24 protein-coding genes are annotated in these 25,898 nt (G+C 70.4%); 15 read left to right on the top strand and 9 right to left on the bottom strand.

Features of this window, described 5'->3' with window-relative positions; all coding sequences use genetic code 11:
* Position 1 precedes the first annotated feature (1 nt).
* From rfbA to NYP07_RS02975, 7 genes are all read right to left on the bottom strand, one after another.
* Positions 2 to 886 (bottom strand): glucose-1-phosphate thymidylyltransferase RfbA, encoded by an 885-nt coding sequence (rfbA, locus tag NYP07_RS03005; protein ID WP_268147272.1) that lies wholly within the window; start codon positions 884 to 886, stop codon positions 2 to 4.
* Positions 887 to 896: 10 nt separating this feature from the next.
* Positions 897 to 1,778 (bottom strand): dTDP-4-dehydrorhamnose reductase, encoded by an 882-nt coding sequence (gene rfbD, locus NYP07_RS03000; RefSeq protein WP_268147270.1) that lies wholly within the window; start codon positions 1,776 to 1,778, stop codon positions 897 to 899.
* A gap of 4 nt (positions 1,779 to 1,782) precedes the next feature.
* A complete protein-coding gene (gene rfbB, locus NYP07_RS02995; protein WP_268147268.1) occupies positions 1,783 to 2,838 on the bottom strand; it encodes a dTDP-glucose 4,6-dehydratase in 1,056 nt (351 codons plus the stop codon).
* Positions 2,839 to 2,952: 114 nt separating this feature from the next.
* Positions 2,953 to 4,443, bottom strand: a complete 1,491-nt coding sequence (locus NYP07_RS02990) for a mannose-1-phosphate guanylyltransferase/mannose-6-phosphate isomerase (protein WP_378990223.1) — start codon at positions 4,441 to 4,443, stop codon at positions 2,953 to 2,955.
* 53 nt (positions 4,444 to 4,496) lie between these two features.
* Positions 4,497 to 5,540, bottom strand: coding sequence for a UDP-glucose 4-epimerase GalE (gene galE, locus NYP07_RS02985; protein ID WP_268147263.1), 1,044 nt, complete (start codon positions 5,538 to 5,540; stop codon positions 4,497 to 4,499).
* 16 nt (positions 5,541 to 5,556) lie between these two features.
* Complete coding sequence (locus NYP07_RS02980; RefSeq protein ID WP_268147261.1) at positions 5,557 to 6,783, bottom strand: outer membrane beta-barrel protein; 1,227 nt, start codon at positions 6,781 to 6,783, stop codon at positions 5,557 to 5,559.
* Positions 6,773 to 8,161 carry an undecaprenyl-phosphate glucose phosphotransferase gene (locus NYP07_RS02975; protein ID WP_268147259.1) on the bottom strand — a complete coding sequence of 463 codons (1,389 nt, stop codon included), beginning with the start codon at positions 8,159 to 8,161 and terminating at the stop codon, positions 6,773 to 6,775. Before NYP07_RS02975 ends, NYP07_RS02980 begins: the two co-directional genes overlap by 11 nt.
* 133 nt (positions 8,162 to 8,294) lie before the next feature.
* Between NYP07_RS02975 and NYP07_RS02970 the strand changes: the two genes are divergently transcribed.
* The 9 genes from NYP07_RS02970 (at position 8,295) to clsB (ending at position 17,475) form a co-directional block, all read left to right on the top strand.
* On the top strand, positions 8,295 to 8,840 hold the full coding sequence (locus NYP07_RS02970) for a hypothetical protein (RefSeq protein WP_268147257.1): 546 nt from the start codon (positions 8,295 to 8,297) through the stop codon (positions 8,838 to 8,840).
* The gene (gene ubiB, locus NYP07_RS02965; RefSeq protein WP_268147255.1) at positions 8,837 to 10,399 is read left to right on the top strand and encodes a ubiquinone biosynthesis regulatory protein kinase UbiB; all 1,563 of its coding nucleotides are present in this window, start codon (positions 8,837 to 8,839) and stop codon (positions 10,397 to 10,399) included. Before NYP07_RS02970 ends, ubiB begins: the two co-directional genes overlap by 4 nt.
* A gap of 68 nt (positions 10,400 to 10,467) precedes the next feature.
* Positions 10,468 to 11,931 (top strand): high affinity choline transporter 1, encoded by a 1,464-nt coding sequence (locus NYP07_RS02960; protein WP_268147253.1) that lies wholly within the window; start codon positions 10,468 to 10,470, stop codon positions 11,929 to 11,931.
* Positions 11,932 to 11,984: 53 nt separating this feature from the next.
* Positions 11,985 to 12,272, top strand: coding sequence for an FmdB family zinc ribbon protein (locus NYP07_RS02955; protein WP_268147251.1), 288 nt, complete (start codon positions 11,985 to 11,987; stop codon positions 12,270 to 12,272).
* A gap of 11 nt (positions 12,273 to 12,283) precedes the next feature.
* Positions 12,284 to 12,997: a DUF502 domain-containing protein gene (locus tag NYP07_RS02950; protein WP_268147249.1), complete on the top strand. Its 714-nt coding sequence runs from the start codon at positions 12,284 to 12,286 to the stop codon at positions 12,995 to 12,997.
* An 89-nt stretch (positions 12,998 to 13,086) separates the two neighbouring features.
* Entirely contained in the window at positions 13,087 to 14,880 is a 1,794-nt protein-coding gene (aspS, locus tag NYP07_RS02945) for an aspartate--tRNA ligase (protein ID WP_268147245.1), read from the top strand.
* An 89-nt stretch (positions 14,881 to 14,969) separates the two neighbouring features.
* The gene (gene nudB / locus NYP07_RS02940) at positions 14,970 to 15,434 is read left to right on the top strand and encodes a dihydroneopterin triphosphate diphosphatase (protein ID WP_268147243.1); all 465 of its coding nucleotides are present in this window, start codon (positions 14,970 to 14,972) and stop codon (positions 15,432 to 15,434) included.
* The gene (locus NYP07_RS02935) at positions 15,431 to 16,222 is read left to right on the top strand and encodes an endonuclease/exonuclease/phosphatase family protein (protein ID WP_268147240.1); all 792 of its coding nucleotides are present in this window, start codon (positions 15,431 to 15,433) and stop codon (positions 16,220 to 16,222) included. Before nudB ends, NYP07_RS02935 begins: the two co-directional genes overlap by 4 nt.
* Positions 16,219 to 17,475: a cardiolipin synthase ClsB gene (gene clsB, locus NYP07_RS02930; protein ID WP_268147238.1), complete on the top strand. Its 1,257-nt coding sequence runs from the start codon at positions 16,219 to 16,221 to the stop codon at positions 17,473 to 17,475. Before NYP07_RS02935 ends, clsB begins: the two co-directional genes overlap by 4 nt.
* On the opposite strand, the gene hutH is transcribed toward clsB, so the two are convergent.
* A complete protein-coding gene (hutH, locus tag NYP07_RS02925) occupies positions 17,469 to 18,974 on the bottom strand; it encodes a histidine ammonia-lyase (RefSeq protein ID WP_268147236.1) in 1,506 nt (501 codons plus the stop codon). The two genes, clsB and hutH, sit on opposite strands and share 7 nt — an antisense overlap.
* An 8-nt stretch (positions 18,975 to 18,982) precedes the next feature.
* Positions 18,983 to 20,656, bottom strand: a complete 1,674-nt coding sequence (hutU, locus tag NYP07_RS02920) for a urocanate hydratase (RefSeq protein ID WP_268147233.1) — start codon at positions 20,654 to 20,656, stop codon at positions 18,983 to 18,985.
* A gap of 67 nt (positions 20,657 to 20,723) precedes the next feature.
* Between hutU and hutC the strand changes: the two genes are divergently transcribed.
* The 6 genes from hutC (at position 20,724) to NYP07_RS02890 (ending at position 25,848) form a co-directional block, all read left to right on the top strand.
* Positions 20,724 to 21,464: a histidine utilization repressor gene (gene hutC, locus NYP07_RS02915; protein ID WP_268147231.1), complete on the top strand. Its 741-nt coding sequence runs from the start codon at positions 20,724 to 20,726 to the stop codon at positions 21,462 to 21,464.
* Positions 21,465 to 21,533: 69 nt separating this feature from the next.
* Positions 21,534 to 22,070 (top strand): HutD/Ves family protein, encoded by a 537-nt coding sequence (locus NYP07_RS02910; protein ID WP_268147229.1) that lies wholly within the window; start codon positions 21,534 to 21,536, stop codon positions 22,068 to 22,070.
* A complete protein-coding gene (hutI, locus tag NYP07_RS02905; protein ID WP_268147227.1) occupies positions 22,067 to 23,266 on the top strand; it encodes an imidazolonepropionase in 1,200 nt (399 codons plus the stop codon). The genes NYP07_RS02910 and hutI overlap by 4 nt, the downstream gene beginning before the upstream one ends.
* Positions 23,263 to 24,063 (top strand): N-formylglutamate deformylase, encoded by an 801-nt coding sequence (hutG, locus tag NYP07_RS02900; RefSeq protein ID WP_268147225.1) that lies wholly within the window; start codon positions 23,263 to 23,265, stop codon positions 24,061 to 24,063. Before hutI ends, hutG begins: the two co-directional genes overlap by 4 nt.
* Positions 24,060 to 25,418, top strand: a complete 1,359-nt coding sequence (gene hutF / locus NYP07_RS02895) for a formimidoylglutamate deiminase (RefSeq protein WP_268147223.1) — start codon at positions 24,060 to 24,062, stop codon at positions 25,416 to 25,418. The genes hutG and hutF overlap by 4 nt, the downstream gene beginning before the upstream one ends.
* A gap of 73 nt (positions 25,419 to 25,491) precedes the next feature.
* Positions 25,492 to 25,848, top strand: a complete 357-nt coding sequence (locus NYP07_RS02890) for a Tar ligand binding domain-containing protein (RefSeq protein ID WP_268147221.1) — start codon at positions 25,492 to 25,494, stop codon at positions 25,846 to 25,848.
* Positions 25,849 to 25,898 lie beyond the last annotated feature (50 nt).

The following is a 25,898-nucleotide window of genomic DNA, read 5'->3' as shown; positions in this document are numbered from 1 at the left end:
ATCAGAAGGCCTTGTCGGTCAGCAGCTTGAGCAGGTATTGGCCATAGCCGTTCTTGGCCAGCGGCTGGGCCAGGGCCTGGAGCTGCTCGGCGTCGATCCAGCCCGAGCGGAAGGCGATTTCCTCGGGGCAGGCCACCTTCAGGCCCTGGCGCTTCTCCAGCGTCGCGATGAACTGGCCGGCCTCCAGCAGGCTGTCGTGGGTGCCGGTGTCCAGCCAGGCATAGCCGCGGCCCATGATCTCGACATTGAGCTGGCCCTGGCGCAGGTATTGCGCGTTGACGTCGGTGATCTCGAGCTCGCCGCGCGCGCTGGGCTTGATGCCGGCCGCGATGTCGCAGACCTGCTCGTCGTAGAAATACAGGCCCGTGACGGCGTAGTGGCTCTTCGGGGCCTTGGGCTTTTCTTCGATGGACAGCGCGCGCTGGGCCGCGTCGAACTCGACGACGCCGTAGCGCTCCGGGTCGTGGACGTGGTAGGCGAAGACGCTGGCGCCCGTGGCCTGACTCGTCGCGCTGCCGAGCAGGCCGGCGAAGTCGTGGCCGTAGAAGATGTTGTCGCCCAGCACCAGCGCGCTGGGCGAGTCGCCGACGAAGTCGCGGCCGAGGATGAAGGCCTGGGCCAGGCCGTCGGGGCTGGGCTGCACGCAATAGCTGATGCGGATGCCCCAGCGCGAGCCGTCGCCCAGCAGGGCCTCGAAGCGCGGCGTGTCCTGCGGCGTGCTGATCAGCAGGATGTCGCGGATGCCCGCCAGCATCAGCGTGCTGAGCGGGTAATAGACCATGGGCTTGTCGTAGACCGGCAGCAGCTGCTTGCTGACGGCCAGCGTGGCCGGGTGCAGCCGCGTGCCGGAGCCGCCGGCGAGGATGATGCCCTTGCGGTGTTTCATGGCGGGCCTTTCAGAGGATTTCGTTCAACATGCGCTCCACGCCCTGCTGCCAGTGCGGCAGCCGCAGGCCGAAGCGCTGCTGCAGCTTGGCCGTGGACAGGCGGGAGTTCAGCGGGCGCCGGGCGGGCGTCGGGTAGTCGCTCGTGGGGATGCCGAGGATCTGCTCGGGCGCGACCTTGATCGCGACGCCGCGGGCGCGCGCGAATTCGATGACGAAGCGGGCGTAGTCGTGCCAGCTCACTTCACCGCCGGCGACGGCGTGGTAGGTGCCGGTGAGTGCCGGGTTCACGCGGGCCGCGCGCAGCATATGGGTCGTCAGGTCGGCCAGCAGGTCGGCGCCGGTGGGCGCGCCGATCTGGTCCGCGATGACCTTGAGCTGATCGCGCTCGGCCGCCAGGCGCAGCATGGTCTTGGCGAAGTTGCCGCCGCGCGCCGCATAGACCCAGCTGGTGCGCAGGATCAGGTGCTGGCAGCCGCTGGCGCGGACGGCGTCCTCGCCCTCGGCCTTGGTGCTGCCATACACGCTCAGCGGCGCGACGGGGGCTTCCTCGTCGCGCGGCTGGCTGCCGCTGCCGTCGAAGACATAGTCGGTCGAGTAGTGCACGAAGAGCGCGCCCAGGCGCTTGGCCTCGATGGCCAGCAGAGCCGGCGTGGCCGCGTTGATCCGGCGCGCCAGCTCGGGCTCGCTCTCGGCCTTGTCGACGGCCGTGTGGGCCGCAGCGTTGACGATGACCTGGGGGGCCAGCGCCTGCACCCGGGACAGCAACTGGTCGGGCTGCGTGAAGTCGGCGCCGTCGTCGAAGTCCAGCGCCACGACGTCGCCGGCCACGGCGAGCGATCGTTGCAGTTCCCAGCCGACCTGGCCGCCCTTGCCGAGCAGAAGAATCTTCATCGCGTCACCCGTACTGCCTGGCCACCCAGTCGCGGTAGGCGCCGCTCTGCACGCGGGCGACCCAGTCGGGGTGGTCCAGATACCACTGCACCGTCTTGCGGATGCCGGTCTCGAAGGTCTCGGCGGGGCGCCAGCCGAGCTCACGCTCGATCTTGCGCGCGTCGATGGCGTAGCGGCGGTCGTGGCCGGGGCGGTCCTTCACATAGGTGATGAGGCGCTCGTAGGGACCGTCGGCTGCAGGGCGGAGCTCGTCGAGCAGCGCGCAGACCGTCTTGACGATGTCGATATTGGCCTGCTCGTTCCAGCCGCCGATGTTGTAGGTCTCGCCGACACGGCCACCGGCCAGCACGGCGCGGATGCCGCTGCAGTGGTCGGTCACGTAGAGCCAGTCGCGGATCTGCTGGCCGTCGCCATAGACGGGCAGGGGCTTGCCGGCGAGCGCGTTGACGATCATCAGCGGGATCAGCTTCTCGGGAAAGTGATAGGGCCCGTAGTTGTTCGAGCAGTTCGTCGTGACGACGGGCAGGCCGTAGGTGTGGTGCCAGGCCCGCACGAGGTGGTCGCTGGCGGCCTTGCTGGCCGAGTAGGGGCTGTTGGGCTCGTAGGGATGGGTCTCGGCGAAGGGCGGGTCCGCGGGCTTCAGCGAGCCATAGACCTCGTCGGTCGAGACGTGGTGGAAGCGCCAAGCCGCCTTGGCGTCGCCCTCCAGCGAACTCCAGTAGGCCCGGGCGGCTTCCAGCAGCGTGAACGTGCCGTCGACGTTCGTCTTCATGAAGGCGCCGGGGCCCTGGATGGAGCGGTCCACATGGCTCTCGGCCGCGAAATGCACGATGGCGCGCGGCTGGTGCGTGGCCAGCAGGCCGTCGACGAGAGCGCGGTCGCAGATGTCGCCCTTCACGAAGACGTGGCGGGCGTCGCCGGCCAGCGAGGCGAGGTTTTCGAGGTTGCCGGCATAGGTCAGCGCGTCGAGGTTGACGATGGGCTCGTCGGACTGGCGCAGCCAGTCCAGCACGAAATTGCTGCCGATGAAGCCGGCGCCGCCGGTAACAAGTATGGTCATGAGTGGATTTTGTCGCAGGCTAGTGCCTTCCCAAGCAGCACCCGCGGAACCGGCTTTGCCGGGCCACTGGGTGCGCCCCCTTGAGGGGGCCGGCGAAGCCGGTAGGGGGTGGGCTCATGCCCTGCCGTAGGTGTCTTCGAAACGGACGATGTCGTCTTCGCCCAGATAGGAGCCCGATTGGACCTCAATAATTTCCAGCGGCACCTTGCCCGGGTTGGCGAGGCGGTGGGTCTGGCCCAGCGGGATGTAGGTGCTCTGGTTCTCCGTCAGCAGGATGGTCTTGTCGCCGTTGACGATCTCGGCCGTGCCGCTGACGACGATCCAGTGTTCGGCGCGGTGGTGGTGCATCTGCAGGCTCAGGGCCGCGCCCGGCTTGACCATGATGCGCTTGACCTGGAAGCGCTCGCCCTGGTCGATGCTGTCGTACCAGCCCCAGGGCCGGTGCACCTTGCGGTGCAGCGCATGCTCGCCGCGCTGCTCGGCGCCGAGGCGGTTGACGATCTGCTTGACCTCCTGGCTGCGCGCGCGGTCGCTGACCAGCACCGCATCGGCCGTCTCGACGACGACGACGTCCTTCAGCCCGACGACGCCGACCAGGCGGCTGGTGGCATGCACCAGCGTGTTCTGGCTGTCGGCGATCAGCGCGTCGCCGACGCAGGCATTGCCGGCCTCGTCCTTGTCCGCCACCTGCCAGACGGCCTCCCAGGCGCCGAGGTCGTTCCAGCCCGCATCCAGCGCGACCATGCGCAGCGGGATGTCGGTGCCGGGGCAGCGCTCCATGACGGCGTAGTCGACCGATTCGCTCGGTACTTCGGCGAACTCGGTCTTGCCGGGACGCACGAACTTGGCGTCGGTCTTGCGCACGGCCCAGGCGGCGCGGGTGGCCGCGGCGATGTCGGGGCGGAAGCGCTCCAGGGCCTGCATCCAGACGCTGGCGCGCAGCACGAACATGCCGCTGTTCCAGTAGTAGCCGCCTTCGGCGAGATAGCGCCGGGCGGTTTCGAGGTCGGGCTTCTCGACGAACCGGGCCACGGCCAGGCCGGCGGCGTCGGCCGTCGTGCGGATGTAGCCATAGCCGGTCTCGGGCCGGTCGGGCGTGATGCCGAGGATGGCGATGGCGCCCTCGGCCGCGATGCGCACCGCCTGCTGCAGCGCGGCCGTGAAGGCGGCGGCATCGGTGACGGTCTGGTCGGCCGGCGTGACGACGAGGACGGGATCGGTGCCGCCCTCCAGCGCCTGCAGCGCGGACAGCGTCAGCGCCGGCGCCGTGTTGCGGCCCAGCGGCTCCAGCAGCACGCTGCTCGGTTCCAGCCTGGTTTCGCGGAGCTGGTCCAGCACGAGGAAGCGGTGCTCGTCGTTGCCGACGATGCAGGGGCCGCTCAGCTCGAACTCGGGCGAGGCCAGGGCGGCAAGGCGGCGTGCGGCGAGCTGGAACAGGCTCTCAGGGATCGCAGGGCCGCTCCCAAGATCACTGACCCCCTTGGGGGGCGCGCCGGGCTTCTGCCCGGCGCTGGGGGCCGAGCGGTACCCGGACAGCACGAGGAACTGCTTGGGATAGCCGGCGCGCGACAGCGGCCACAGCCGCGTGCCCGAGCCGCCGGCCATGATGACGGGCAGCACGGGGATCTTGTTGGGGGGGGAGGTCATATCGGTCGGGATCAGTTGAAGCCGTGGGGATTGAGGTGCTGCCAGCGCCAGCTGTCCTCGCACATGCGGGCGAGGTCGAGGCGGGCCTGCCAGCCGAGCAGCTCCCGCGCCAGCGCCGGGTCGGCCCAGCAGGCGGCCACGTCGCCGGGGCGGCGCGCGACGATCTCGTAGGGCACGCTGCGGCCGCTGGCCGCCTCGTAGGCGCGCACGAGGTCGAGCACGCTGTAGCCCTGGCCGGTGCCGAGGTTGACGGTCAGCGAGCCGGGCGTGTCGAGCAGGCGCCGCAGCGCGGCGACATGGCCCTCGGCGAGGTCGGTCACATGGATGTAGTCGCGCACGCCGGTGCCGTCGGGCGTCGGGTAGTCGCCACCGAACACCGAGAGCTTGTCGCGCCGGCCCACGGCGACCTGAGCGACATAGGGCATCAGGTTGTTGGGCGTGCCGCGTGGGTCTTCGCCGATGCGGCCGCTCTCGTGGGCGCCGACGGGGTTGAAGTAGCGCAGGCAGGCGGTCTGCCACGCGGGGCCGGCGGCCCCGCCCTTGATGGCCAGGGCGTCGGCCACGCCCAGGTCGCGCAGGATCTGCTCGCCCATCAGCTTGGTCGCGCCATAGGGGTTGGTGGCCGAGGTCGGCGCGTCCTCGCGCAGCGGCAGTTGCTCGGGCGCGCCGTAGACGGTGGCGCTGGAGCTGAAGACCATGCGCAGGCAGCCGTGGCGCTTCATCGCCTCGCAGGTGTTGACGAGGCCGCCGAGGTTGTTGCGGTAATAGGCCAGCGGCTGGCTGACCGATTCGCCGACCGCCTTGTAGGCCGCGAAGTGCACGACGGCCGCCGGGCGGTAGCTGCCGAAGACCTCGTCCAGCATCGCGGCGTCGCAGACGTCGGCGCGCTCGAATTCGATGGGCGCCGGGGCCAGCTCGGCCAGCCGTTCCAGCACGACGGGCGAGCTGTTGGCGAAGTTGTCGACGCCGACGACCCGGTAGCCGGCGCGCTGCAGCGCCAGCCAGGTGTGCGAAGCGATATAGCCGGCGGCGCCGGTGAGCAAGACGGTGGTCATCTGAGGTCCGATCAGATCAGTACAGGATGGCCTGGCCGGTGCAGCCGTAGCTGCCGGCGCTGTAGACGTACTGTGGCACGCTGCTGTCGCGGCTGGCGTGGTCGTACTGGCAGCCCAGGCTGAAGCTGCGCGAGTAGGCCCAGCGCAGGCCGACGCTGTAGAACCGGTTGTTCTCGAAGGCGTCGAACAGGCTGGTGCCGGAGTCCCTGGAGCGGTGGTTGCGGTTGGCGCTGGCGCTCGCGTTGAGGCTGAGCTTGCCGGTCAGCGCATAGCTGCCGTTGACCTGCCAGGTCGTGTAGAGGCGGTTCACGTCGGCCGCGCGGACCTGGCTCTCCTGGCCGGTGTCGCGCGAATATTGCAGGCCCAGCTGCAGCTTGGACGTCGCCTGCCAGTTCCAGCCGATGGCACCCGTCGTGCCGCCGAAGTTGGTCAGCGCATCCAGGCTGTTGCTGGTGCGGCTGCGGCTGATACGCGTGTCCAGCGTGCTGCTGCCGCTGGTGTTCCAGCGCGTCGTGAAGTCGAGATCGTTGCGCGTGAAGTCGTTGGGCAGGATGAAAGTCAAAGAGCCAAGCGCGACCGGATAGCGCGGGTATTGGCCCCGCGTGTGGCGGCCGACCAGGCCCAGCGTGACATTGCCGGCCGGCGTCGCGTACAGGCCCAGCGAGGCGGTGTTCTGGCGGAACACGAAGATGTCGTATTCCTGGGCGCTGAAGTTGCGCCTGCGGTAGGCCCAGCCGGCCTCGAGGCTGTAGCGCGTGCCGACGCCCAGCCGCGCGATGGCCCGGTATTCGTCGTTGCTCTCGGTGTTCTTCCGGGAGATCTGCTTGGCGCCGCTGCCGATGTTGAAGTCGGCCAGCGAGCGGTCGGACTTGGCGCTCAGCGTGCCGGACAGGTCGCCGACGGTTTGCCAGTCCAGCGCGGCCTTCACCGAGTAGGAGTGGTTGTTCAGGCCGCTGTTGGTGGCATAGCGGTTGTCCTGCAGCGAGCCGTCCAGCTTCAGGTGCTGGCGGCCGAGGCGATGGTCCAGGCCGCCCAGCACGCCGGCGCTGACGACGGTGTCGCTGTTGGTCGCGTCCGACAGACGGTAGATGTTGGACACATGCGAGACGCCCAGCGACGCGCCGACATAGAAGGGCGCCGAATCGTCCGTCTGGGCCTGCGCCGGCTGGGAGAGGGCTGCGGCGGTGGACAGGGCGGCCAGCAGGATGCGGCGACGGGGAGGACGGGAGGGCTTAATAGGCATGTCGGTCGAACACCACCAGCCGCACCGTGCGCAGGATGATCTGCAGATCGAGGGCCAGCGACCAGTTGCGCAAGTATTCGAGATCGTATTCGACGCGCGCCTTCATCTTGTCGATGGTGTCGGTCTCGCCGCGCAGACCGTTGACCTGGGCCCAGCCGGTGATGCCGGGCTTGACCTTGTGCCGCACCATATAGGCCTTGATGAGTTTGCGGTACTCCTCGTTGTGGGCGACCGCATGCGGCCGCGGGCCCACGATGCTCATGCGGCCCTGAAGCACGTTGACGAACTGCGGCAGTTCGTCCAGGGAGGTGCGGCGGATGAAGGCGCCGAAGGGCGTGATGCGCGGATCGTCCTTGGTGGCTTGCTTGACGACGCTGCCATTGTCCTGGGTGCGCATCGACCGGAACTTGTAGACGATGATTTCGTCGCCGTCCAGGCCGTTGCGGCGCTGCTTGAAGATGATGGGACCGGGCGAGCTGCGCTTGACACCGATCGCGAGCAGCAGCAGCAGCGGCGAGATCAGGATCAGGATGGTCGCCGCCAGCACGATGTCGCTGAGCCGCTTCACGAGCTGGTTGGTGCCGGTGAAGGGCGTCTCGCAGATGCCGACGACGGGCACGCCGCTGATGTCCTGCAGCCGGCCCTGGATGATGCTGATGCCGAACACGTCGGGCACGTAGAACAGCGAGGCCGTCGTGCCCTGCACCTGCTCCAGCAGCTCGACGATGCGCGGCTGCGAGCCCAGCGGCAGCGTGATGTAGACCTCGCGCACGCCCTTGTCGCGCACGAAGTCGCTGAGCTGGGCCAGCGTGCCCAGCAGCTCGGTGCCGGCGTCGGGGTGCAGGCGCTCGCGGCCGCGGTCGTCGAAATAGCCCAGGCAGATGACGCCCTGGGTGTCGCGCAGCGCGCGCGCCACCTTGTGGCCCAGCGGCCCGGCGCCGATGACCACGGCCGTGCGGCGTGCGCCCGGGTCGCTGGCCCGCCACTGCTGGATGCGCCGCCCCAGTGCGATCGCGACGATCTGGATGACGGGCGTCAGGACGGCCCACCAGATCAGCACCTTGTCCTCGAAATAATGCAGGCTGTTCGTCGCATAGCCGCACAGCAGCAGGATGCCCAGCAGCACTAGCCAGGACGACAGCACGTCGACCAGGGCGCTGGCCGGGTGGTCGTTGAAGCGGTTGCGGCCCGGAAAGGTGAGGGCGAAGACCAGCAGGCACAGCGTCAGCGTCGGGCGCATGACGGGCTCGTTGAATTCGCCGTTCACGACCAGGAAGGTCAGCACGATGATGCCGGGTTCGAGGAAAGCCGCGATCAGCGACTCGACCGACTGCGGTGCGCTGTAGAACGTCCTCTTGTAGCTTCGGTCCTCAAACATCTTGGCGTTGCTGGCGTCCCGGAGCACGGGAGGAGGGGCTGGCGAAAAGGCGATCCGGCATTCTCCATCATCAAATTTGACAGTCCCATCGCGCGGGCACCCTGTTCATGGTCCGCTGCCTACAATCCCGCGCATGCCTGCCCCCTGGCCCATGCCGCCCCTGCCCGCCCTCACGCCGCTGCTGATGCCGGCCCTGCAAGACCGCCTCGTGCTGTTGATCAACCATGTTCTGTCGCGCGAGCCGATCGCGGCGCGGCGCCTGCAGCCGCTGGCGGGTCGGGGCCTGGTCGTCCACCTGGCCGGCTGGCCGGCGCTGCTGCCCGCCGTGCCCGACCTGGTGCTGGGCGTCACGCCGGCCGGCCTGTTCGAGCGCCCGGAGGCCGCGCCGGCCGGTGCGGGCGGCCTGCGCATCGAGGTCGACGCGTCCAACCCCGCCAGGCTGGCCCTGGGCGCGCTCGGCGGCGAGCTCCCCGGTGTCACCGTGCAGGGCGATGCCGCCTTCGCCGGCGAGATGCACTGGCTGATGGACAACCTGCGCTGGGACATCGAGGACGACCTGGCCGGCATCGTCGGTCCGCTGCCGGCGCGCCAGCTGGCGCAGTTCGGGCGCGCGCTGCGGCGCACGCTGTCCGGCCTGGCGCAGCGCATGGCGCCCACCGCGGCCGGCAGCGCCGCATGAGGTTTGTCTCGCGGCTGCTCGTCATCCTGTGGACGGTCTGGCGCTTCGGCCTCGATGACCTGGCGCTGTCCGGCCTGCGCCGGCGCCGTTTCCGGCTGCTGAGGCGCTTCACGCGCCTGGGCCGCAGCTGGCGGGAGCCGCGCGGCGTGCGCCTGCGCCTGGCGCTGGAGCGCCTGGGCCCCATCTTCGTCAAGTTCGGCCAGGTGCTGTCGACGCGGCGCGACCTGTTGCCCAACGATGTCGCGCTGGAGCTGGCCAAGCTGCAGGACCGCGTGCCGCCGTTCCCGGCCGCGCAGTCGCGCGAGATGATCGAGCGCGCCTTCGGTCGCAAGCTGGAGGAACTCTTTGCCAGCTTCGATGCCGAACCGGTCGCCAGCGCCAGCATCGCCCAGGTCCACTTCGCGACGCTGCCGGACGGCCGCGAGGTCGCCGTCAAGGTGCTGCGGCCCGGCATGCTGGACGTCATCGACGACGACCTCGCGCTGATGCGCCGGCTGGCCGCCTGGATCGAGCGCTTCTCGGCCGACGGCCGGCGCCTGAAGCCGCGCGAGGTCGTCGCCGAGTTCGACACCTATCTGCACGACGAACTGGACCTGGTGCGCGAGGCGGCCAATGCGGCCCAGCTGCGCCGCAACATGGACGGCCTGGACCTCGTGCTCGTGCCGGAGATGCACTGGGAGCTGTGCAGCTCCGAGGTCATCGTCATGGAGCGCATGAAGGGCGTGCCGATCTCGCAGCGCGCCACGCTGGAGGCCGCCGGCATCGACATCAAGAAGCTGGCCCGCGACGGCGTGACCATCTTCTTCACCCAGGTCTTCCGCGACGGCTTCTTCCACGCCGACATGCACCCGGGCAACATCCAGGTCAGCGTCGAGACCGCCACCTTCGGGCGTTATGTCGCGCTGGACTTCGGCATCATCGGCACGCTGACCGAGGTGGACAAGGACTACCTGGCGCAGAACTTCATCGCCTTCTTCCAGCGCGACTACAAGCGCGTGGCCGAGCTGCACATCGCCTCCGGCTGGGTGCCGCCCGAGACCCGCGTCGATGCGCTGGAGAGCGCCGTGCGCGCGGTCTGCGAGCCGCATTTCGACCGGCCGCTGAAGGACATCTCGCTCGGCCAGGTGCTGATGCGCCTGTTCCAGACCTCGCGCCGCTTCAACGTCGAGATCCAGCCCCAGCTCGTGTTGCTGCAGAAGACCCTGCTCAACGTCGAGGGCCTGGGCCGCCAGCTCGACCCCGAGCTCGACCTCTGGGCCACGGCCAAGCCCTTCCTGGAGCGCTGGATGAACGAGCAGGTCGGCTGGCCGGCGCTGAACAAGCAGCTGATGAAGGAGGCACCGCGCTTCGCCCAGCTCATCCCCGAGCTGCCGCGCCTGCTGCACGACGCGCTCAAGGCCCAGGCGGCTCGCGGCGGCGATGCGCAGCTGCGCGCACTCGTGCAGGAGCTGCGCAGCACCAACCGCCTGCTGTCCGGCCTGTTCTGGGCCGTCATCGGCTTCGTGCTGGGCGTGCTGCTGGCCTGGCTGACCGCGCGCTTTCTGGGCATTGGCCTCTGAGCCGCTGTCCTTGACGGCGCCTTCATAATCCGCGCCAATTTTTTCGGCCCTTCCGTCGCGCTCTGCCCATGAACACCACGCTGATCGTTTTCGTCGTGCTCTACCTGCTCGGCACGCTGGGCATCGGCGTCTGGGCCGGCACGCGGGTCAAGAACACGTCCGACTTCGCCGTCGCCGGCCGCAGCCTGCCGCTCGTCATGGTTGTCACGACCACCTTCGCGACCTGGTTCGGCGCCGAGACCGTCATGGGCCTGCCGGCCAAGTTCGTGCAGGGCGGCCTGAACGCCGTCATCGAAGACCCCTTCGGCGCCGGCCTGTGCCTGGTGCTGGTGGGTGCCTTCTTCGCCGCCCGGCTCTACCAGAAGAACCTGCTGACCATCGGCGACTTCTACCGCCAGCGCTTCGGCAAGGGCGTCGAGATCTTCTGCTCGCTGGCCATCATCCTGAGCTACCTCGGCTGGGTCGCGGCCCAGGTCACGGCGCTGGGCCTGGTCTTCAACATCCTGACCGACGGCGCGATGAGCCCGCAGACCGGCATGATCGTCGGCTTGGCTGCGGTGCTGGTCTACGTCGTCATCGGCGGCTTCCTGGCCGTGGCCTGGACGGACTTCATCCAGATGATCGTGCTGGTCATCGGCCTGGGCGTCATCGCGGTGTTCGCGGCCGACCTGGCCGGCGGCGCGGGCAAGGTGCTGGACCTGGCCAAAAGCCGCGACCTGGGCCGCTTCCTGCCCGAGCCCGGCTTCACGCAGCTGGCCATGTTCATCGGCTCGGGCCTGACGATGATGCTGGGTTCGATTCCGCAGCAGGACGTCTTCCAGCGCGTCATGTCCGCCAAGGACTCCAAGACCGCCCAGCGCGGCGCGATGATCGGCGGCTTCAGCTACATCGCCTTTGCCTTCGTGCCCATGTTCATCGTGCTGGCGGCCGTGGCCGTCATGGGCGACAAGGCGCTGGCGCTGGCCCAGAACGACTACCAGCGCGTGCTGCCCAGCTTCGTCATGGGCCATATGCCGCTGTTCATGCAGATCCTGTTCTTCGGCGCGCTGCTGTCGGCCATCAAGAGCACGTCCTCGGCCACGCTGCTGGCGCCGACGACCAGCTTCGTCGAGAACATCCTGAAGCAGATCCGCCCCGGCATGAGCGACCGGCAGCAGCTCGTCGCGATGCGCGTGACGCTGGTCGTCTTCGCCTTCGCCGTGCTGGCCTATGCGATCGCGCTGCAGGGCACGTCCATCTACGACCTCGTCAGCGCGGCCTACCAGGTCACGCTGGTCGCCGCCTTCGTGCCGCTGGTCTTCGGCCTGTACTGGCCGCGCGCGACGACCCAGGGCGCCATCTTCTCGATCTTTGCCGGCATCGCCGTCTGGGTGGCCTACTTCCCGCAGGTGACGACCTGGGGCGAGCTTTTCCCGGGCCAGCTCGCCGGCCTGCTGGCGGCCCTCGTCGGCATGGTCGTCGGCTCGCTGATGCCGCAGCTGCTGGCCAACCGCCACGAGCACGTCAGCCACCATCTGCAGCCCCACGGCTGAGGCTGGGAGGCAGCGGCTAAAATGTCGGGCTTTTCGCCCCTCATCCGCTTGCCATGCCTATCTACGCCTACCGCTGCAGCGCCTGCGGCCACGCCAAGGACGTGCTGCAGAAGCTGTCCGATGCGCCGCTGACCACCTGCCCGGCCTGCGCGGCCGAGAGCTTTTCCAAGCAGATCACGGCGGCCGGCTTCCAGCTGAAGGGCTCGGGCTGGTACGCGACCGACTTCAAGGGCGGTGCCGCGGCGGCCGCCCCTGCGGTTGCCGCCACCGATGCGCCCAAGGCCGAGGCCAGCTCGCCCACGCCCTCCACCCCCTGCGGCGGCTCCTGCGCCTGCCATTGAACGGGCTCGACGTGGGCGCCTCGCTTCGCAAATACCTCGTCGCCGGCTTGCTGGTCTGGCTGCCGCTGGCCATCACCCTCTGGGTGCTGACCCAGGCGCTGGGCGTCGTCAACGGCGTGTTCGGCTCGCTGCTGTCGGCGCTGGCCCTGGTCGTGCCGGCCTCGCTGCGCGACGGCCTGCTGGAGCTGGGCCATGTGCCGGGCCTGGGGCTGCTCATCCTGGCCGGCGGCCTGCTGGCCACGGGCGTCTTGGTCGCCAACATCTTCGGCCAGTGGCTGCTGACGCAGTGGGACCGGCTGATGTCCCACATCCCCATCGTCAAGAGCATCTACAGCTCGGTCAAGCAGGTGTCGGACACGCTGTTCTCCAGCAGCGGCAACGCCTTCCGCGAGGCCGTGCTGGTGCAGTACCCGCGTGCCGGCAGCTGGACCATCGCCTTCGTCACCGGCACGCCCAGCGGCGAGGTGGCCTGCCACCTGGACGGCGAGCACACCAGCGTCTACGTGCCGACGACGCCCAACCCGACCTCGGGCTTCTTCCTCATCGTGCCGACGGCCGACATCCGGCCGCTGCAGATGACGGTGGACGAGGCGCTGAAATACATCATCTCGATGGGCACGGTGGCACCGCAGGTGCAGCCCGACAGCCCCTGTGCGCCACTCGATCCCGCGCGAAACCCGCAGGGTTCGGCCGACCCGCAGGGGCGGTCAAATCAGCCGGGTTGAGCGCCCCGGCAGGCGTTCAATCCTGAGGGCCGACAGTGCCCGCCAGCGCCCACCAGACACCCCCTGCAAAGAATTCGGAGAAGAACACCATGCGTACCTGCTATGCCGGCCAAGTCAGCGAGAAGCTGCTCGACCAGACCGTGACCCTGATGGGCTGGGCCCATCGCCGCCGCGACCACGGCGGCGTCATCTTCATCGACCTGCGTGACCGTGAAGGCCTGGTCCAGATCGTCTGCGACCCCGACCGCGCCGACAGCTTCAAGATTGCAGAAGACGTTCGCAGCGAGTTCTGCCTCAAGATCATCGGCAAGGTGCGTGCACGCCCGGCCGGCACCGAGAACGCCGGCCTCGTCAGCGGCAAGGTCGAGGTGCTGTGCCACGAGATCGAGGTGCTGAACCCCTCGGTGCCCATCCCCTTCCAGATCGACGAGGAAAACCTCAGCGAGACGACCCGCCTCACGCACCGCGTGCTGGACCTGCGCCGCCCCTACATGCAGAACAACCTGATGCTGCGCTACCGCGTGGCGATGGAAGTCCGCAAGTTCCTGGACGAGCACGGCTTCATCGACATCGAGACGCCGATGCTGACCAAGAGCACGCCCGAAGGCGCACGCGACTACCTCGTGCCCAGCCGCGTGCATGACGGCCACTTCTTCGCGCTGCCTCAGTCGCCCCAGCTGTTCAAGCAGTTGCTGATGGTCGCGGGCTTCGACCGCTACTACCAGATCACCAAGTGCTTCCGCGACGAGGATCTGCGCGCCGACCGCCAGCCCGAGTTCACGCAGATCGATATCGAGACCAGCTTCCTGACCGAGGAAGAGATCCGCTCGATGTTCGAGGGCATGATCCGCCACGTCTTCCGCAAGGCGCTGAATGTCGAGCTGGGCGACTACCCGGTCATGAAGTACGCGGAGGCCATGCATCGCTTCGGCTCCGACAAGCCCGACCTGCGCGTGAAGCTCGAATTCACCGAGCTGACCGACGCGATGACGACGGTGGACTTCAAGGTCTTCAGCGGCCCGGCCACGACGCCGGGCGGCCGTGTCGTCGCGCTGCGCGTGCCCAAGGGCGCGGCCATGAGCCGCGGCGAGATCGACGCCTACACCGAGTTCGTCAAGATCTACGGCGCCAAGGGCCTGGCCTGGATCAAGGTCAACGAAGTCGCCAAGGGCCGCGAAGGCCTGCAGTCGCCCATCGTCAAGAACCTGCACGACGAGGCCGTCGCCGAAGTCCTGAAGCGCACCGGCGCGCAGGACGGCGACCTGATCTTCTTCGGCGCCGACAAGGCCAAGGTCGTCAACGACGCCATCGGCGCGCTGCGCCTGAAGGTCGGCCACAGCGAGTTCGGCAAGGCCAACGGCCTGTTCGAGGACAAGTGGGCGCCGCTGTGGGTGGTCGACTTCCCGATGTTCGAGCATGACGAGGAGAACAACCGCTGGGCGGCCGTTCACCACCCGTTCACGGCGCCCAAGGACGGCCACGAGGACCTGATGGTCAGCGACCCGGGCCAGTGCATCGCCAAGGCCTACGACATGGTGCTGAACGGCTGGGAGCTGGGCGGCGGCTCGGTGCGCATCCACCGCGCCGAGGTGCAGGCCAAGGTCTTCGAGGCGCTCAACATCAGCGCGGAAGACCAGCGCATCAAGTTCGGCTTCCTGCTGGACGCGCTGCAGTACGGCGCGCCCCCGCACGGCGGCCTGGCCTTCGGCCTGGACCGCATCGTCACGATGATGACCAAGGCCGATTCCATCCGCGACGTGATCGCCTTCCCCAAGACCCAGCGCGCCCAGTGCCTGCTGACCGGCGCGCCCTCGCTGGTCGACGAGAAGCAGCTGCGCGAGCTGCACATCCGCCTGCGCAACGCGGCGGCCGCGGCCCAGTAAGCCCGGCCTCGCTTCGGCGCTTCGGAGCCCCGCCCTGGCGGGGCTTTTCCACTTCTGCGCAGGGCCTCCCGCGCCGCTATGCTTCCCGCATGCAGTCGGCCAAGCCCTTCAAGATCCCCGAGTCGGTCCTCGTCGTCATCCACACGCCCGAACTGCAGGTGCTGCTGATCGAGCGCGCCGACCACCCCGGCTACTGGCAGAGCGTGACCGGCTCCAGGGACGGCGCCGACGAGCCGCTGGTCGTCACGGCGCGGCGCGAGGTCGAGGAGGAGACCGGCATCACGGCCGGCACGCTGACCGACTGGAAGCTCGCCAACGTCTACGACATCTACCCGCAGTGGCGGCACCGCTATGCGCCCGGCGTGACGCGCAATACCGAGCATGTCTTCGGCCTGCTGCTGCCCGAGGCGGTCGTGCCGCGGCTGTCGCCGCGCGAGCACCTGGCCTGGCAGTGGCTGCCCTGGGCGCAGGCCGCCGACCGCTGCTTCTCGCCGTCCAACGCCGAGGCCGTGCTGCAGCTGCCGCGCTTCGCCGCGGCCGAGGTCGCGCCATGAGGTCGGTGGCGCGCCCCGCGCCGCATGCGCCCGGCGCCGTGCTGCGCGTGGCCACCTACAACATCCACAAGGGCGTGCGCGGCATGGGGCCGGCCAAGCGGCTGGAGATCCACAACCTGCAGATGGGCGTCGAGGCGCTGGACGCCGACCTCGTCTGCCTGCAGGAGGTGCGCCACTTCCATCACCGCGAGGCGGCCCAGTTCGACCGCACCTGGTTCGGCTGGCCCGACCAGGGCCAGGCCGAGTTCCTCGCGCCCGACGGCTACGAGGTGGCCTACCGCACCAATGCGACGACGAAGTACGGCGAGCACGGCAATGCGCTGCTGTCGCGCTGGCCGATCGGCGACATCGGCCACCACGACGTGTCCGACCACCAGTTCGAGCAGCGCGGCCTGCTGCATGTGCCGGTGCGCTGGCAGGGCGCCGAGCTGCATGTCGTCGTCGCCCATTTCGGGCTGATCCATGCCAGCCGCGTGCGCCAGGTCGATCGCCTCGCGGCCTTCGTGCGCGAGCATGTGCCGGCCGGTGCGCCGGTGCTGGTGGCGGGCGACTTCAACGACTGGGGCGAGCGCCTGGACGCGCCGATGCGCGGCCACGGCCTGCGCCGCGCCGCGCTGCCGCACGGCCGCGGACGCTCGGCCACCTTCCCGTCGCGGTTGCCGGTGTTCGCGCTGGATCGCGTCTACATGCGCGGCCTGCGCTGCACCGGCGTGCAGGTGCCGCGCGGCGCGGCCTGGGCGCGCATGTCCGACCATCTGCCGCTGCTCGTGGAGCTGGTGCTCGAATGAGGCGACAGGGCGCGCGGCGGCGCCATGTCCGCACCGACCCCGGCTTCGTCGGCGGCAACGTGGCGGAGCTGCTGCGCGGCGGTGATGAACTCTTCCCGCGCATGCTCGCCGCCATCCGGCAGGCCCATGCCGAGGTCTGGCTGGCCACCTACATCTTCCACGACGACACCGCCGCGCTGGCGCTGGCGGACGCCCTCGCCGCGGCCGACCGCCGCGGCGTGCGCGTGCGTGTCGTCGTCGACGGCTTCGGCAGCAAGGCCAGCCTGCCGCTGCTGCGCCAGCGCCTGGCCGGCAGCGGCGTCGCGCTGGCCGTGTTCCGGCCGATGGACCGCTGGTGGCACTGGCTGCAGCCCGGCCAGCTGCGCCGCCTGCACCAGAAGCTCTGCGTCGTCGACGGCGAGACCGCCTTCGTCGGCGGCGTCAACATCATCGACGACCGGCTCGACATCCACCACGGCCTCAGCGAGCTGCCGCGGCTGGACTTCTCCGTGCAGCTGCACGGGCCGCTGGTCGAGCCGGTGGGCCATGGCCTGCGCTCGATCTGGTCGCGTGCCTGGCTGGGCCGCGACTTCGACGACGCGCTGCTCGACTACATCCCGCTGCGCCGCCGCCTGCGCCGCTGGCTGGCCCAGCTCTGGCGCGGCCCGCAGCGCCTGCCCCAGGCCGTGCCGCGGATGGCGCCGGTCTGCGCGGCCTTCGTCATGCGCGACAACCTGCGCCGCCGCCGCACCATCGAGCATGCCTATGTCGACGCGATCCGCGGCGCGCGCGAGCGCGTCGACCTGATCTGCCCCTACTTCTACCCCGGCCAGCGCATCCGCCTCGCGCTGCGCCAGGCCGCCGACCGCGGTGTGCGCGTGCGCCTGCTGCTGCAGGGCAAGCTGGACTACCGCCTGGCCGGCTGGGCCGCCGAGGCGCTGTATGCCGAGCTCATCGGCCACGGCGTCGAGATCTACGAGTACACGCCGGCCTTCCTGCACGCCAAGGTCGCCGTCGTCGACGGCGCCTGGGCGACGGTCGGCAGCTCCAACATCGACCCGCTGTCCCTGCTGCTCAACCTGGAGGCCAATGTCGTGCTGCGCGACGCCGGCTTCGCGGCGCGGCTGGCCGGCGAGATCGAGGCGGCCCTCGCCGTGTCCAGCCGCGTCGGCCAGGCCGGCGGCACCGGCCTGCGCGCCATGCTGCACCGGGCCGTCGTGGCCTGGTTCGCCTATGTCTTCCTGCGCGTCGCGGGAGCGGCAGGCCGTTATTGACCGAAGCCGGGGGCCTGCGCCGCCTTCAGCTGGCCACCCTGCACCAGCGCCGCCGCCCGCTCGATGTCCGGCGCGAGGTAGTGGTCGGCCGGCATGCTCTCGCAGTCCTGGCGCAGCCGTGCATGCAGGGCCTCGACGGGCGCCGAGCTCTTCAGCGGGCGCAGGAAGTCGATGCCCTGGGCGGCGGCCAGCAGCTCGATGGCGACGATGTGGGCCGTGTTGTCGAGCATCGCGTGCAGGCGGCGCGCGGCGAAGGTGGCCATGGAGACATGGTCCTCCTGGTTGGCGCTGGTCGGCAGGCTGTCGACGCTGGCCGGGTGGGCCAGGCTCTTGTTCTCGCTGGCCAGGGCCGCGGCCGTGACGTGGGCGATCATGAAGCCGCTGTGCAGGCCGGCATCGGCCGTCAGGAAGGGCGGCAGGCGCGAGATGCCCGGGTCGATCAGCATCGCGATGCGGCGCTCGGCGATGGCGCCCACCTCGGCGATGGCCAGGGCCAGGTTGTCGGCCGCGAAGGCCACCGGCTCGGCGTGGAAGTTGCCGCCGGAGATCATCGCGTCGTCGAACACCAGCGGGTTGTCGGTGACGGCATTGGCCTCGCGCACCAGCACCTCGGCCGCGTGGCGGGCCTGGTCCAGGCAGGCGCCCATGACCTGGGGCTGGCAGCGCAGGCAGTACGGGTCCTGCACGCGCTCGTCGCCTTCGCGGTGGCTGGCGCGGATGGCGCTGCCGGCGAGCAGCTCGCGGTAGACGGCGGCGACCTCCATCTGGCCGGGCTGGCCGCGCACCGCGTGGATGCGGGCGTCGAAGGGGCCGTCGGAACCTCGGGCGGCATCCAGCGTCATCGCGCCGGAGCCCAGCGCCGTGGCGAACAGGCCTTCGAAGCGCAGCAGCGCATGCAGGGCCAGGGCCGTGCTGGCCTGGGTGCCGTTGATGAGGGCCAGGCCTTCCTTGGCGGCCAGCGTCAGCGGTTTGAGCTGCAGGCGCGCGAGTTCGTCGCGGGCCGGCACGCGGCGGCCGTCCACCAGGGCCTCGCCTTCGCCCATCAGCGCGAGCGTCAGGTGGGCCAGCGGCGCCAGGTCGCCGCTGGCGCCGACCGAGCCCTGGGCGGGCACATAGGGAACAAAGCCGGCGTTCAGCGCGTCCAGCAGCGACTGCACGACCTCGTCGCGCACGCCGGAGAAGCCGCGCGCCAGGCTGCCGGCCTTGGTCGCCAGCATCAGGCGCACGACCTCGGGCGACATCGGCGCGCCGACGCCCACCGCGTGGCTGCGGATCAGGTTGAGCTGCAGGGCCGCGAGCTGGTCCTTGGCGATGCGGGTGCTGGCCAGCTTGCCGAAGCCGGTGTTGACGCCATAGACCGGCGCGTCGCCCGCGGCGGCGGCGGCCACCAGGGCCGCGCTCTTGTCGACGGCGCTCCAGTCGTCGAGCTGCAGCGCGGCGCTGCCGGTGGCGATGTCGGCGAGCTGGGCGAGGGTCAGTTGTCCGGGGATGAGTTTCATAGGGGGCTTCACAGGGAAGGCAGGTTCAGTTCGTTCTTGCGGGCACAGGCGATGGCCGTTTCGTAGCCGGCATCGGCATGGCGCATGACGCCGGTGCCGGGGTCGTTCCACAGCACGCGGCGTACGCGCTCGGCCGCGGCGTCCGTGCCGTCGCAGACGATGACGACGCCGGAATGCTGTGAGTACCCCATGCCGACGCCGCCGCCGTGGTGCAGGCTCACCCAGGTCGCGCCGCCGGCGGTGTTCAGCAGCGCGTTCAGCAGCGGCCAGTCCGAGACGGCGTCAGAGCCGTCGCGCATGCCCTCGGTCTCGCGGTTGGGGCTGGCGACCGAGCCGCTGTCCAGATGGTCGCGGCCGATGACGATGGGCGCCTTCAGCTCGCCGTTCTTCACCATCTCGTTGAAGGCCAGGCCGGCGATGTGGCGCTCGCCCAGGCCCAGCCAGCAGATGCGCGCCGGCAGGCCCTGGAAGGCGATGCGCTCGGCGGCCATGTCCAGCCAGCGGTGCAGGGCGGCGTGCTTCGGAAAGAGTTCCTTCAGCTTCGCGTCGGTCTTGCGGATGTCCTCGGGGTCGCCGGACAGCGCGACCCAGCGGAACGGCCCCTTGCCCTCGCAGAACAGCGGTCGCACATAGGCCGGCACGAAACCGGGGAAGTCGAAGGCATTGGCCACGCCCTGGTCCTTGGCGACCTGGCGGATGTTGTTGCCGTAGTCCACCGTCGGGATGCCCTGGGCCTTGAAGGCCAGCATGGCCTTCACATGCGTGGCGCAGCCGGCGGCGGCGGCGGCCTTCAGTTCGGCATGGCGGGCCGGGTCGGCCGCGGCGGCCTTCCACTGCTCGACGCTCCAGCCCGGCGGGCAATAGCCGTGGATGAGGTCGTGGGCGCTGGTCTGGTCGGTGACGAGGTCGGGCCTGATGCCGCGCCTGGCCATCTCCGGCAGGATCTCGGCCGCATTGCCCAGCAGCGCGATGGACACCGCGCGGCCGGCCGCGGTGTGGGCCTGGATGCGGGCCAGCGCGTCGTCCAGGTCGCGGGCCTGCTCGTCCACGTAGCGGGTCTTGAGGCGGAAGTCGATGCGGCTCTGCTGGCACTCGATGTTCAGCGAGCAGAAGCCGGCGAAGGTGGCCGCCAGCGGCTGCGCGCCGCCCATGCCGCCCAGACCGGCCGTCAGCACCCAGCGGCCGGTGGCCACGCCGCCGTAGTGCTGGCGCGCCGCCTCGGCGAAGGTCTCGTAGGTGCCCTGCACGATGCCCTGGCTGCCGATGTAGATCCAGCTGCCGGCCGTCATCTGGCCGTACATCATCAGGCCCTTGCGATCCAGCTCGTGGAAGTGTTCCCACGTCGCCCAGGCGGGGACGAGATTGGAATTGGCCAGCAGCACGCGCGGCGCATCCGGGTGCGTGCGGAACACGCCGACCGGCTTGCCCGACTGCACGAGCAGGGTCTCGTCGTCGTTCAGCTCGCGCAGCGACTTCAGGATGGCGTCGAAGGCCTCCCAGCTGCGCGCGGCCTTGCCGATGCCGCCGTAGACGACCAGGGCGTCCGGGTTCTCGGCCACGGCGGGGTCGAGGTTGTTCTGGATCATGCGGTAGGCGGCCTCGGTGAGCCAGCTCTTGCAATGCAGCTGGGTGCCGGTGGGTGCCCGGACTTCACGAGGATGGGGACGGGGCAGGGAGGTCATGCAGGTTCTCCTGAAAGTGGGGTGGACTCTAGTTGTATATACAAGTCAAGTCAACTAGGATGTCCCCATGTCCCGAGCTGCAAGAACTGCCAGAAGCAACGCCGCCGGCCCCGAGCCGCAATACCTCAAGGTCAAGAACCATCTGCGCGAAGGCATCGCGAGCGGCCACTGGGTGGCCGGCGATCTGCTGCCCAGCGAGGGCGCGCTGGTGGCGCAGTTCGAGGTCAGCCGCATGACGGTGAACCGGGCGCTGCGCGAGCTGGTGCAGGAGGGGCTGATCGAGCGCGTGCAGGGCGTGGGCAGCTTCGTCGCCCAGCTGCACCGCATCTCGTCCACGCTGAACGTGCGCGACGTGCACGAGGAGATCGTCGAGCGCGGCCATGCCTACGAGTCGCGCGTGCATGCGCTGACGCGCGGCAAGGCCACGCCGCAGCAGGCCGCCGAGCTGGGGATGAAGCGCTGCGCGCCGGTCTTCCTGAGCCTGATCACGCATCTGGAGAACGGCCATCCCATCCAGTGCGAGGAGCGCGTCGTCAACCCGGCCTGCGCGCCGGACTACCTGGCCCAGGATTTCACGCGGCTCACGCCGACCCACTATCTGCTGGACGTGGCGCCGCTGTCCGAGGCGCGCTACATGATCGAGGCGGCCCTGCCCGGCGAGGTCGAGGCCAGGCTGCTGGGCATCAGCCGGCGCGCCCCCTGCCTGGTCGTCAAGCGCATCACCTACAGCCGCGGCGTCGCGGTCACGAGCGTGAAGCTGACCCACCCCGGGGCGCGTTACCAATTGCAAGGGAGCTTCTCGGCATGATCCGGACGGCATGGGTCTGCGCAAAATGCCCGGGTCACCGCAAGCCGGGCCAAGTGCGAGGTTGAGAGCATGAGTTGGAGCAAGGTCAGCGCGGCGGATGTGCAGCCGCAGGCCTGGAAGAACCAGGGCGGCACGACGCGCGAGCTGCTCGCCTGGCCGCACAGCCACGACTGGGCGCTGCGCGTCAGCGTCGCCCGCGTCGAGCGCGACGGGTCGTTCTCGGCCTATCCCGGCGTGCACCGCTGGCTGGCCGTCATCGGCGGCGCGGGCCTGCGCCTGTTCGACTGGCCGCAGGGCGTGGGCGACGAGCCGCTGCGTTTCGACGGCGGCCTCGCGCCCGCGGCCGAGCTCATCCACGGCGAGACCCAGGTCTTCAACGTGATGGAGAGGCGCGGCAATCTGCAGGTCGAGTCGGCCCGCCATGTGCTGCTGCCGCGCACGCCCTGGGTGGGCCTGTTCACCGTCAAGGGCGGCCTGCTGGAGCATGGCCACCGCGCGATGCCGATGGCGCCGTTGACGCTGGCCTGGTGCGAGGCGCCGGTGGTGCAGAGCTGCGTCTTCACCGGCGAGGGCGAGGCCTGGTGGCTGACCTGGAGCGGCGAATGAGGCTGTGGCGCGGCGGCCTGCTGGCCACGCTGGCCGGCGACAGCGGCTGGGGCCTGGTCGACGACGGCGCGCTGCTCGTCGACGAGGGCCGGCTGCGCTGGGTCGGCCCGGCGGGCGAACTGCCGCCCGAGGCCACCGGGGCCGAGGTCGTCGAGCTGGGCGGCGCCCTCGTCACGCCGGGCTTCGTCGACTGCCATACCCACCTCGTCTACGGCGGCAGCCGTGCCAACGAGTTCGAGCAGCGCCTGCTGGGCGCGAGCTATGCCGACATCGCCAAGGCCGGCGGCGGCATCCGCTCGACGGTGGCGGCCACGCGCGCCGCCAGCGAGGCCGAGCTGCTGGCCGGCGCCACGCGGCGCGCCCGGGCGCTGATGCGCGAAGGCGTGACGACGCTGGAGGTCAAGTCCGGCTATGGTCTCGACGCTGCCACCGAGGCGCGCATGCTGCGCGTCGCGCGCCAGCTCGGCGGCCTGGGCATCGACGTGCGCACGACCTACCTGGCCGCCCATGCGCTGCCGCCCGAGTTCAGCGATGCCGACGAATACATCGCCGCCGTTTGCCGGTGGCTGCCCGAGCTGCACGAGCAGGGCCTGGTCGACGCGGTGGACGCCTTCTGCGAGCACATCGCCTTCAGCCCCGCGCAGACGGCCAGGGTCTTCGACGCGGCCCAGCGCCTGGGCCTGCCCGTCAAGCTCCATGCCGAGCAGCTCAGCGACCAGGGCGGCGCCCAGCTCGCCGCCGGCTACCGGGCGCTGAGCTGCGACCACCTCGAGTTTCTCAGCCCTGCCGGCGTGCAGGCTCTTGGCCAGGCCGGCACCGTGGCCGTTCTGCTGCCCGGCGCCTTCTATGCGTTGCGCGAGACCCAGCTGCCGCCGATCGCCGCGCTGCGCGAGGCCGGCGTGCCCATCGCGATCGCGACCGACCACAACCCCGGCAGCTCGCCGACGCTGTCGCCGCTGCTGATGCTGAACATGGCCTGCGTGCTGTTCCGGCTGACGCCCGAGGAGGCCTTGCGCGGCCTGACCGTCAACGGCGCACGCGCGCTGGGCCTGCACGACCGTGGCCGCCTCGTCGCCGGCCAGCGCGCCGACTTCTGCATCTGGGATAGCGCGCATCCGCGCGAGCTGGCAGCATGCTTCGGCCATAACCCGCTGAAAGAACGGGTCTGGCAGGGAAGCCATCAGGGAGAGTCATGAGCGTCTACCGTCTGCAGCAGGGCCGCGCGCCGCTGCTCATCAGCCTGCCCCATGTCGGCACCGAGCTGCCGCCCGAGCTGCACGAGCGCCTCGTGCCGCGCGCGCTGGCCAGCGAGGACACCGACTGGCATCTGGAGCGCCTGTACCGGCCGCTCGCCGAGAAGCTCGGCGCCAGCCTCATCGTGCCGCGCTACAGCCGCTACGTCATCGACCTGAACCGGCCGCCGGACGACCGGCCCCTCTACCCCGGCGCGGCCGGCGGCACCGGCCTGGTGCCCACGCATTTCTTCAGCAGCGAGCCGCTCTACCGCGACGGCGCCGCGCCCGACGCGGCCGAGGTCGCCGCGCGCCGCGAGGCCTGCTGGCGGCCCTACCACGAGGCCCTGGCCGCCGAGCTCGAACGCCTGCGCGCCGCGCACGGCCGCGCGCTGCTGTTCGACGGCCACAGCATCCGCTCCGAGCTGCCCTGGCTGTTCGACGGCGAGCTGCCGGCGCTCAACCTCGGCACGGCCGACGGCGCGGCCTGCGCGCCGGCGATCACCGAGGGCCTGGGCGCGCTGCTGGCCGGGCAGACGCAGTTCAGCCAGGTCGTCAACGGCCGCTTCAAGGGCGGCTACATCACGCGCCACTACGGCCAGCCCGGCCGCGGCGTGCACGCGGTGCAGCTGGAGATGTGCCAGCGCTGCTATATGGACGAGGCGGCCGACCCGCGCTCGGCCTACGACGAGGCGCGCGCGGCCCAGGTCGCGCCGCTGATCGAGCGCATGCTGCAGGAGCTGCTCGCATGCCCGGTATGAAGCGTCTCCATGCCCCCCTGGCCTGGGTGGACGGCCGCTGGCAGCGCGACGTGCTGCTCAGCATCGTGAACGGCCGCTGGGCCGAGGTGGAGCCCGACCGGCCACAGCCGCCCGATGCCGAGCGACTGGCCGGCCCGCTGATCCCCAGCCTCGTCGACGCGCACAGCCACGCCTTCCAGCGCGCCTTCGTCGGCCTGGCCGAGCGGCGCGAGGCCGGCCAGGACGACTTCTGGAGCTGGCGCGACCGCATGTATGCGCTGGCCCTGCGCATCTCGCCGGCGCAGCTGCGCGCGGTCGCGACCCAGCTCTACGGCGAGCTGCTGCGCGGCGGCTACACCCAGGTCTGCGAGTTCCACTACCTGCACCATCCGGCGCGGGGCGAGCACTTCGACGACGAGCTGGCCATGGCCTGGGCGCTCGCCGAGGCCGCCGAGGACGCCGGCATCGGCCTGACGCTGCTGCCCGTGGTCTACACGCGCAGCGGCTTCGGCGCCGCCGGGCTCAGGCCGGACCAGCACCGCTTCGCGGCCGATGCCGACTGGGCCTGGAATGCCTGCCAGCGCATCAATGCGGCCGGCCTGCCGCGCCTGAACGCCGGCCTGGCCCTGCACTCGCTGCGCGGCGCGTCGCCCGAGGACATCGCGCGGCTGCGTGGCCTCGTGGGCGACACCGATCTGCCCATCCACATCCACGTCGCCGAGCAGACGGCCGAGGTGGACGACTGCGTCGCCGCGACCGGCCGCCGCCCCATCCGGTGGCTGGCCGACGAGGCGGGGCTGGACCCGCGCTGGCAGCTCGTGCATGCGACGCATGCGCTGCCGGCCGAGATCGCCGCGGTGGCCGCCGGCGGCGCCGGCATCGTCATCTGCCCCGGCACCGAGGCCAACCTCGGCGACGGCCTGGCCGACCTGCCGCGCTGGCTGGCCGGCGGCGTGCCGCTGACCCTGGGCTCGGACAGCCAGGTCACGCGTGGCTGGGTCGAGGAACTGCGCTGGCTGGAATACGGCCAGCGCCTCGTGCTGCGCCAGCGCAATGTCGCTGCCGAGCCGGCCGTGCAGCCCTCCAGCGCGGCGCGGCTGTTCGACGCGGCCGTCACCGGCGGTGCGCGCGCGGCCGGCTTCGCGCACTGGGGCCTCACGCCCGGCGCGCGCGCCGACGCACTGGTGCTGAACCGCGATGCCGACGCGCTGCGCGGCCTGCCCGACGAGGCCCTGCTCGACGCCGTCGTCTTCGGCAGCAACGGCTCGCCCTGGCAGTCGGTCTGGGTCGCCGGCCGGGCCCACCCCTGGCGGGCACCCACCCGAGTGGGGGAGGCGTTCGGGGCCGCCATGCGCGAGCTTTGGGCGACGGAATGACACGGATCGATCAGAAAGAAATAGCTACGCTTCCTTCATCCGCTGGGGCGGCGCGGAGGTTGCGATGATCGACATGAATCAATTCCCGATCGGGGTCAGGCTGGCCGCCGTCGGCGTGCTGGCCGGCCTGGGCATGTTGCTGATCGGCGGCTCCGGCCTGCTGGCCCAGTCCGATGCGCGCGAGCAGCTCAGGCGCTTCGTCGACAACGACGTGCAGGCCCTGGCCCAGCTGTCCAATGCGCGTGCCGCGGTCGGCAACCTGCGGCGCTACGAGAAGGACACGCTGATCAACATGGCCGACGCCCAGACCGTCGCCAAATACCGCCGGGACTGGGACGAGGCCGAGGCCAAGGCCCGCGCCGCCCTCGACAAGGCGGCGGCGCTGAAGCTCAGCGCCGAGATCCAGGCGCCGGGGCCCAGCGCGCGCTGAAGGCCTGCCGCGAGGGCTTCCTGCCCTTTGCCGACCGGGTCGGCAGGGGC

The sequence above is a fragment of the Pelomonas aquatica genome (assembly GCF_026712205.1).
GTDB lineage: Bacteria > Pseudomonadota > Gammaproteobacteria > Burkholderiales > Burkholderiaceae_C > Pelomonas > Pelomonas aquatica.
The sequence above is the reverse complement of the archived record's forward strand: the minus strand, read 5'-3'. Positions and strand labels throughout refer to the sequence as shown.

Coding starts and splice junctions, on each gene's coding strand:
- rfbA (WP_268147272.1), bottom strand. CDS start 886: ATGAAACACCGCAAGGGCATCATCCTCGCCGGCGGCTCCGGCACGCGG.
- rfbD (WP_268147270.1), bottom strand. CDS start 1,778: ATGAAGATTCTTCTGCTCGGCAAGGGCGGCCAGGTCGGCTGGGAACTG.
- rfbB (WP_268147268.1), bottom strand. CDS start 2,838: ATGACCATACTTGTTACCGGCGGCGCCGGCTTCATCGGCAGCAATTTC.
- NYP07_RS02990 (WP_378990223.1), bottom strand. CDS start 4,443: ATGGCCGGCGGCTCGGGCACGCGGCTGTGGCCGCTGTCGCGCGCCGGC.
- galE (WP_268147263.1), bottom strand. CDS start 5,540: ATGACCACCGTCTTGCTCACCGGCGCCGCCGGCTATATCGCTTCGCAC.
- NYP07_RS02980 (WP_268147261.1), bottom strand. CDS start 6,783: ATGCCTATTAAGCCCTCCCGTCCTCCCCGTCGCCGCATCCTGCTGGCC.
- NYP07_RS02975 (WP_268147259.1), bottom strand. CDS start 8,161: ATGTTTGAGGACCGAAGCTACAAGAGGACGTTCTACAGCGCACCGCAG.
- NYP07_RS02970 (WP_268147257.1), top strand. CDS start 8,295: ATGCCTGCCCCCTGGCCCATGCCGCCCCTGCCCGCCCTCACGCCGCTG.
- ubiB (WP_268147255.1), top strand. CDS start 8,837: ATGAGGTTTGTCTCGCGGCTGCTCGTCATCCTGTGGACGGTCTGGCGC.
- NYP07_RS02960 (WP_268147253.1), top strand. CDS start 10,468: ATGAACACCACGCTGATCGTTTTCGTCGTGCTCTACCTGCTCGGCACG.
- NYP07_RS02955 (WP_268147251.1), top strand. CDS start 11,985: ATGCCTATCTACGCCTACCGCTGCAGCGCCTGCGGCCACGCCAAGGAC.
- aspS (WP_268147245.1), top strand. CDS start 13,087: ATGCGTACCTGCTATGCCGGCCAAGTCAGCGAGAAGCTGCTCGACCAG.
- nudB (WP_268147243.1), top strand. CDS start 14,970: ATGCAGTCGGCCAAGCCCTTCAAGATCCCCGAGTCGGTCCTCGTCGTC.
- NYP07_RS02935 (WP_268147240.1), top strand. CDS start 15,431: ATGAGGTCGGTGGCGCGCCCCGCGCCGCATGCGCCCGGCGCCGTGCTG.
- clsB (WP_268147238.1), top strand. CDS start 16,219: ATGAGGCGACAGGGCGCGCGGCGGCGCCATGTCCGCACCGACCCCGGC.
- hutH (WP_268147236.1), bottom strand. CDS start 18,974: ATGAAACTCATCCCCGGACAACTGACCCTCGCCCAGCTCGCCGACATC.
- hutU (WP_268147233.1), bottom strand. CDS start 20,656: ATGACCTCCCTGCCCCGTCCCCATCCTCGTGAAGTCCGGGCACCCACC.
- hutC (WP_268147231.1), top strand. CDS start 20,724: ATGTCCCGAGCTGCAAGAACTGCCAGAAGCAACGCCGCCGGCCCCGAG.
- NYP07_RS02910 (WP_268147229.1), top strand. CDS start 21,534: ATGAGTTGGAGCAAGGTCAGCGCGGCGGATGTGCAGCCGCAGGCCTGG.
- hutI (WP_268147227.1), top strand. CDS start 22,067: ATGAGGCTGTGGCGCGGCGGCCTGCTGGCCACGCTGGCCGGCGACAGC.
- hutG (WP_268147225.1), top strand. CDS start 23,263: ATGAGCGTCTACCGTCTGCAGCAGGGCCGCGCGCCGCTGCTCATCAGC.
- hutF (WP_268147223.1), top strand. CDS start 24,060: ATGAAGCGTCTCCATGCCCCCCTGGCCTGGGTGGACGGCCGCTGGCAG.
- NYP07_RS02890 (WP_268147221.1), top strand. CDS start 25,492: ATGAATCAATTCCCGATCGGGGTCAGGCTGGCCGCCGTCGGCGTGCTG.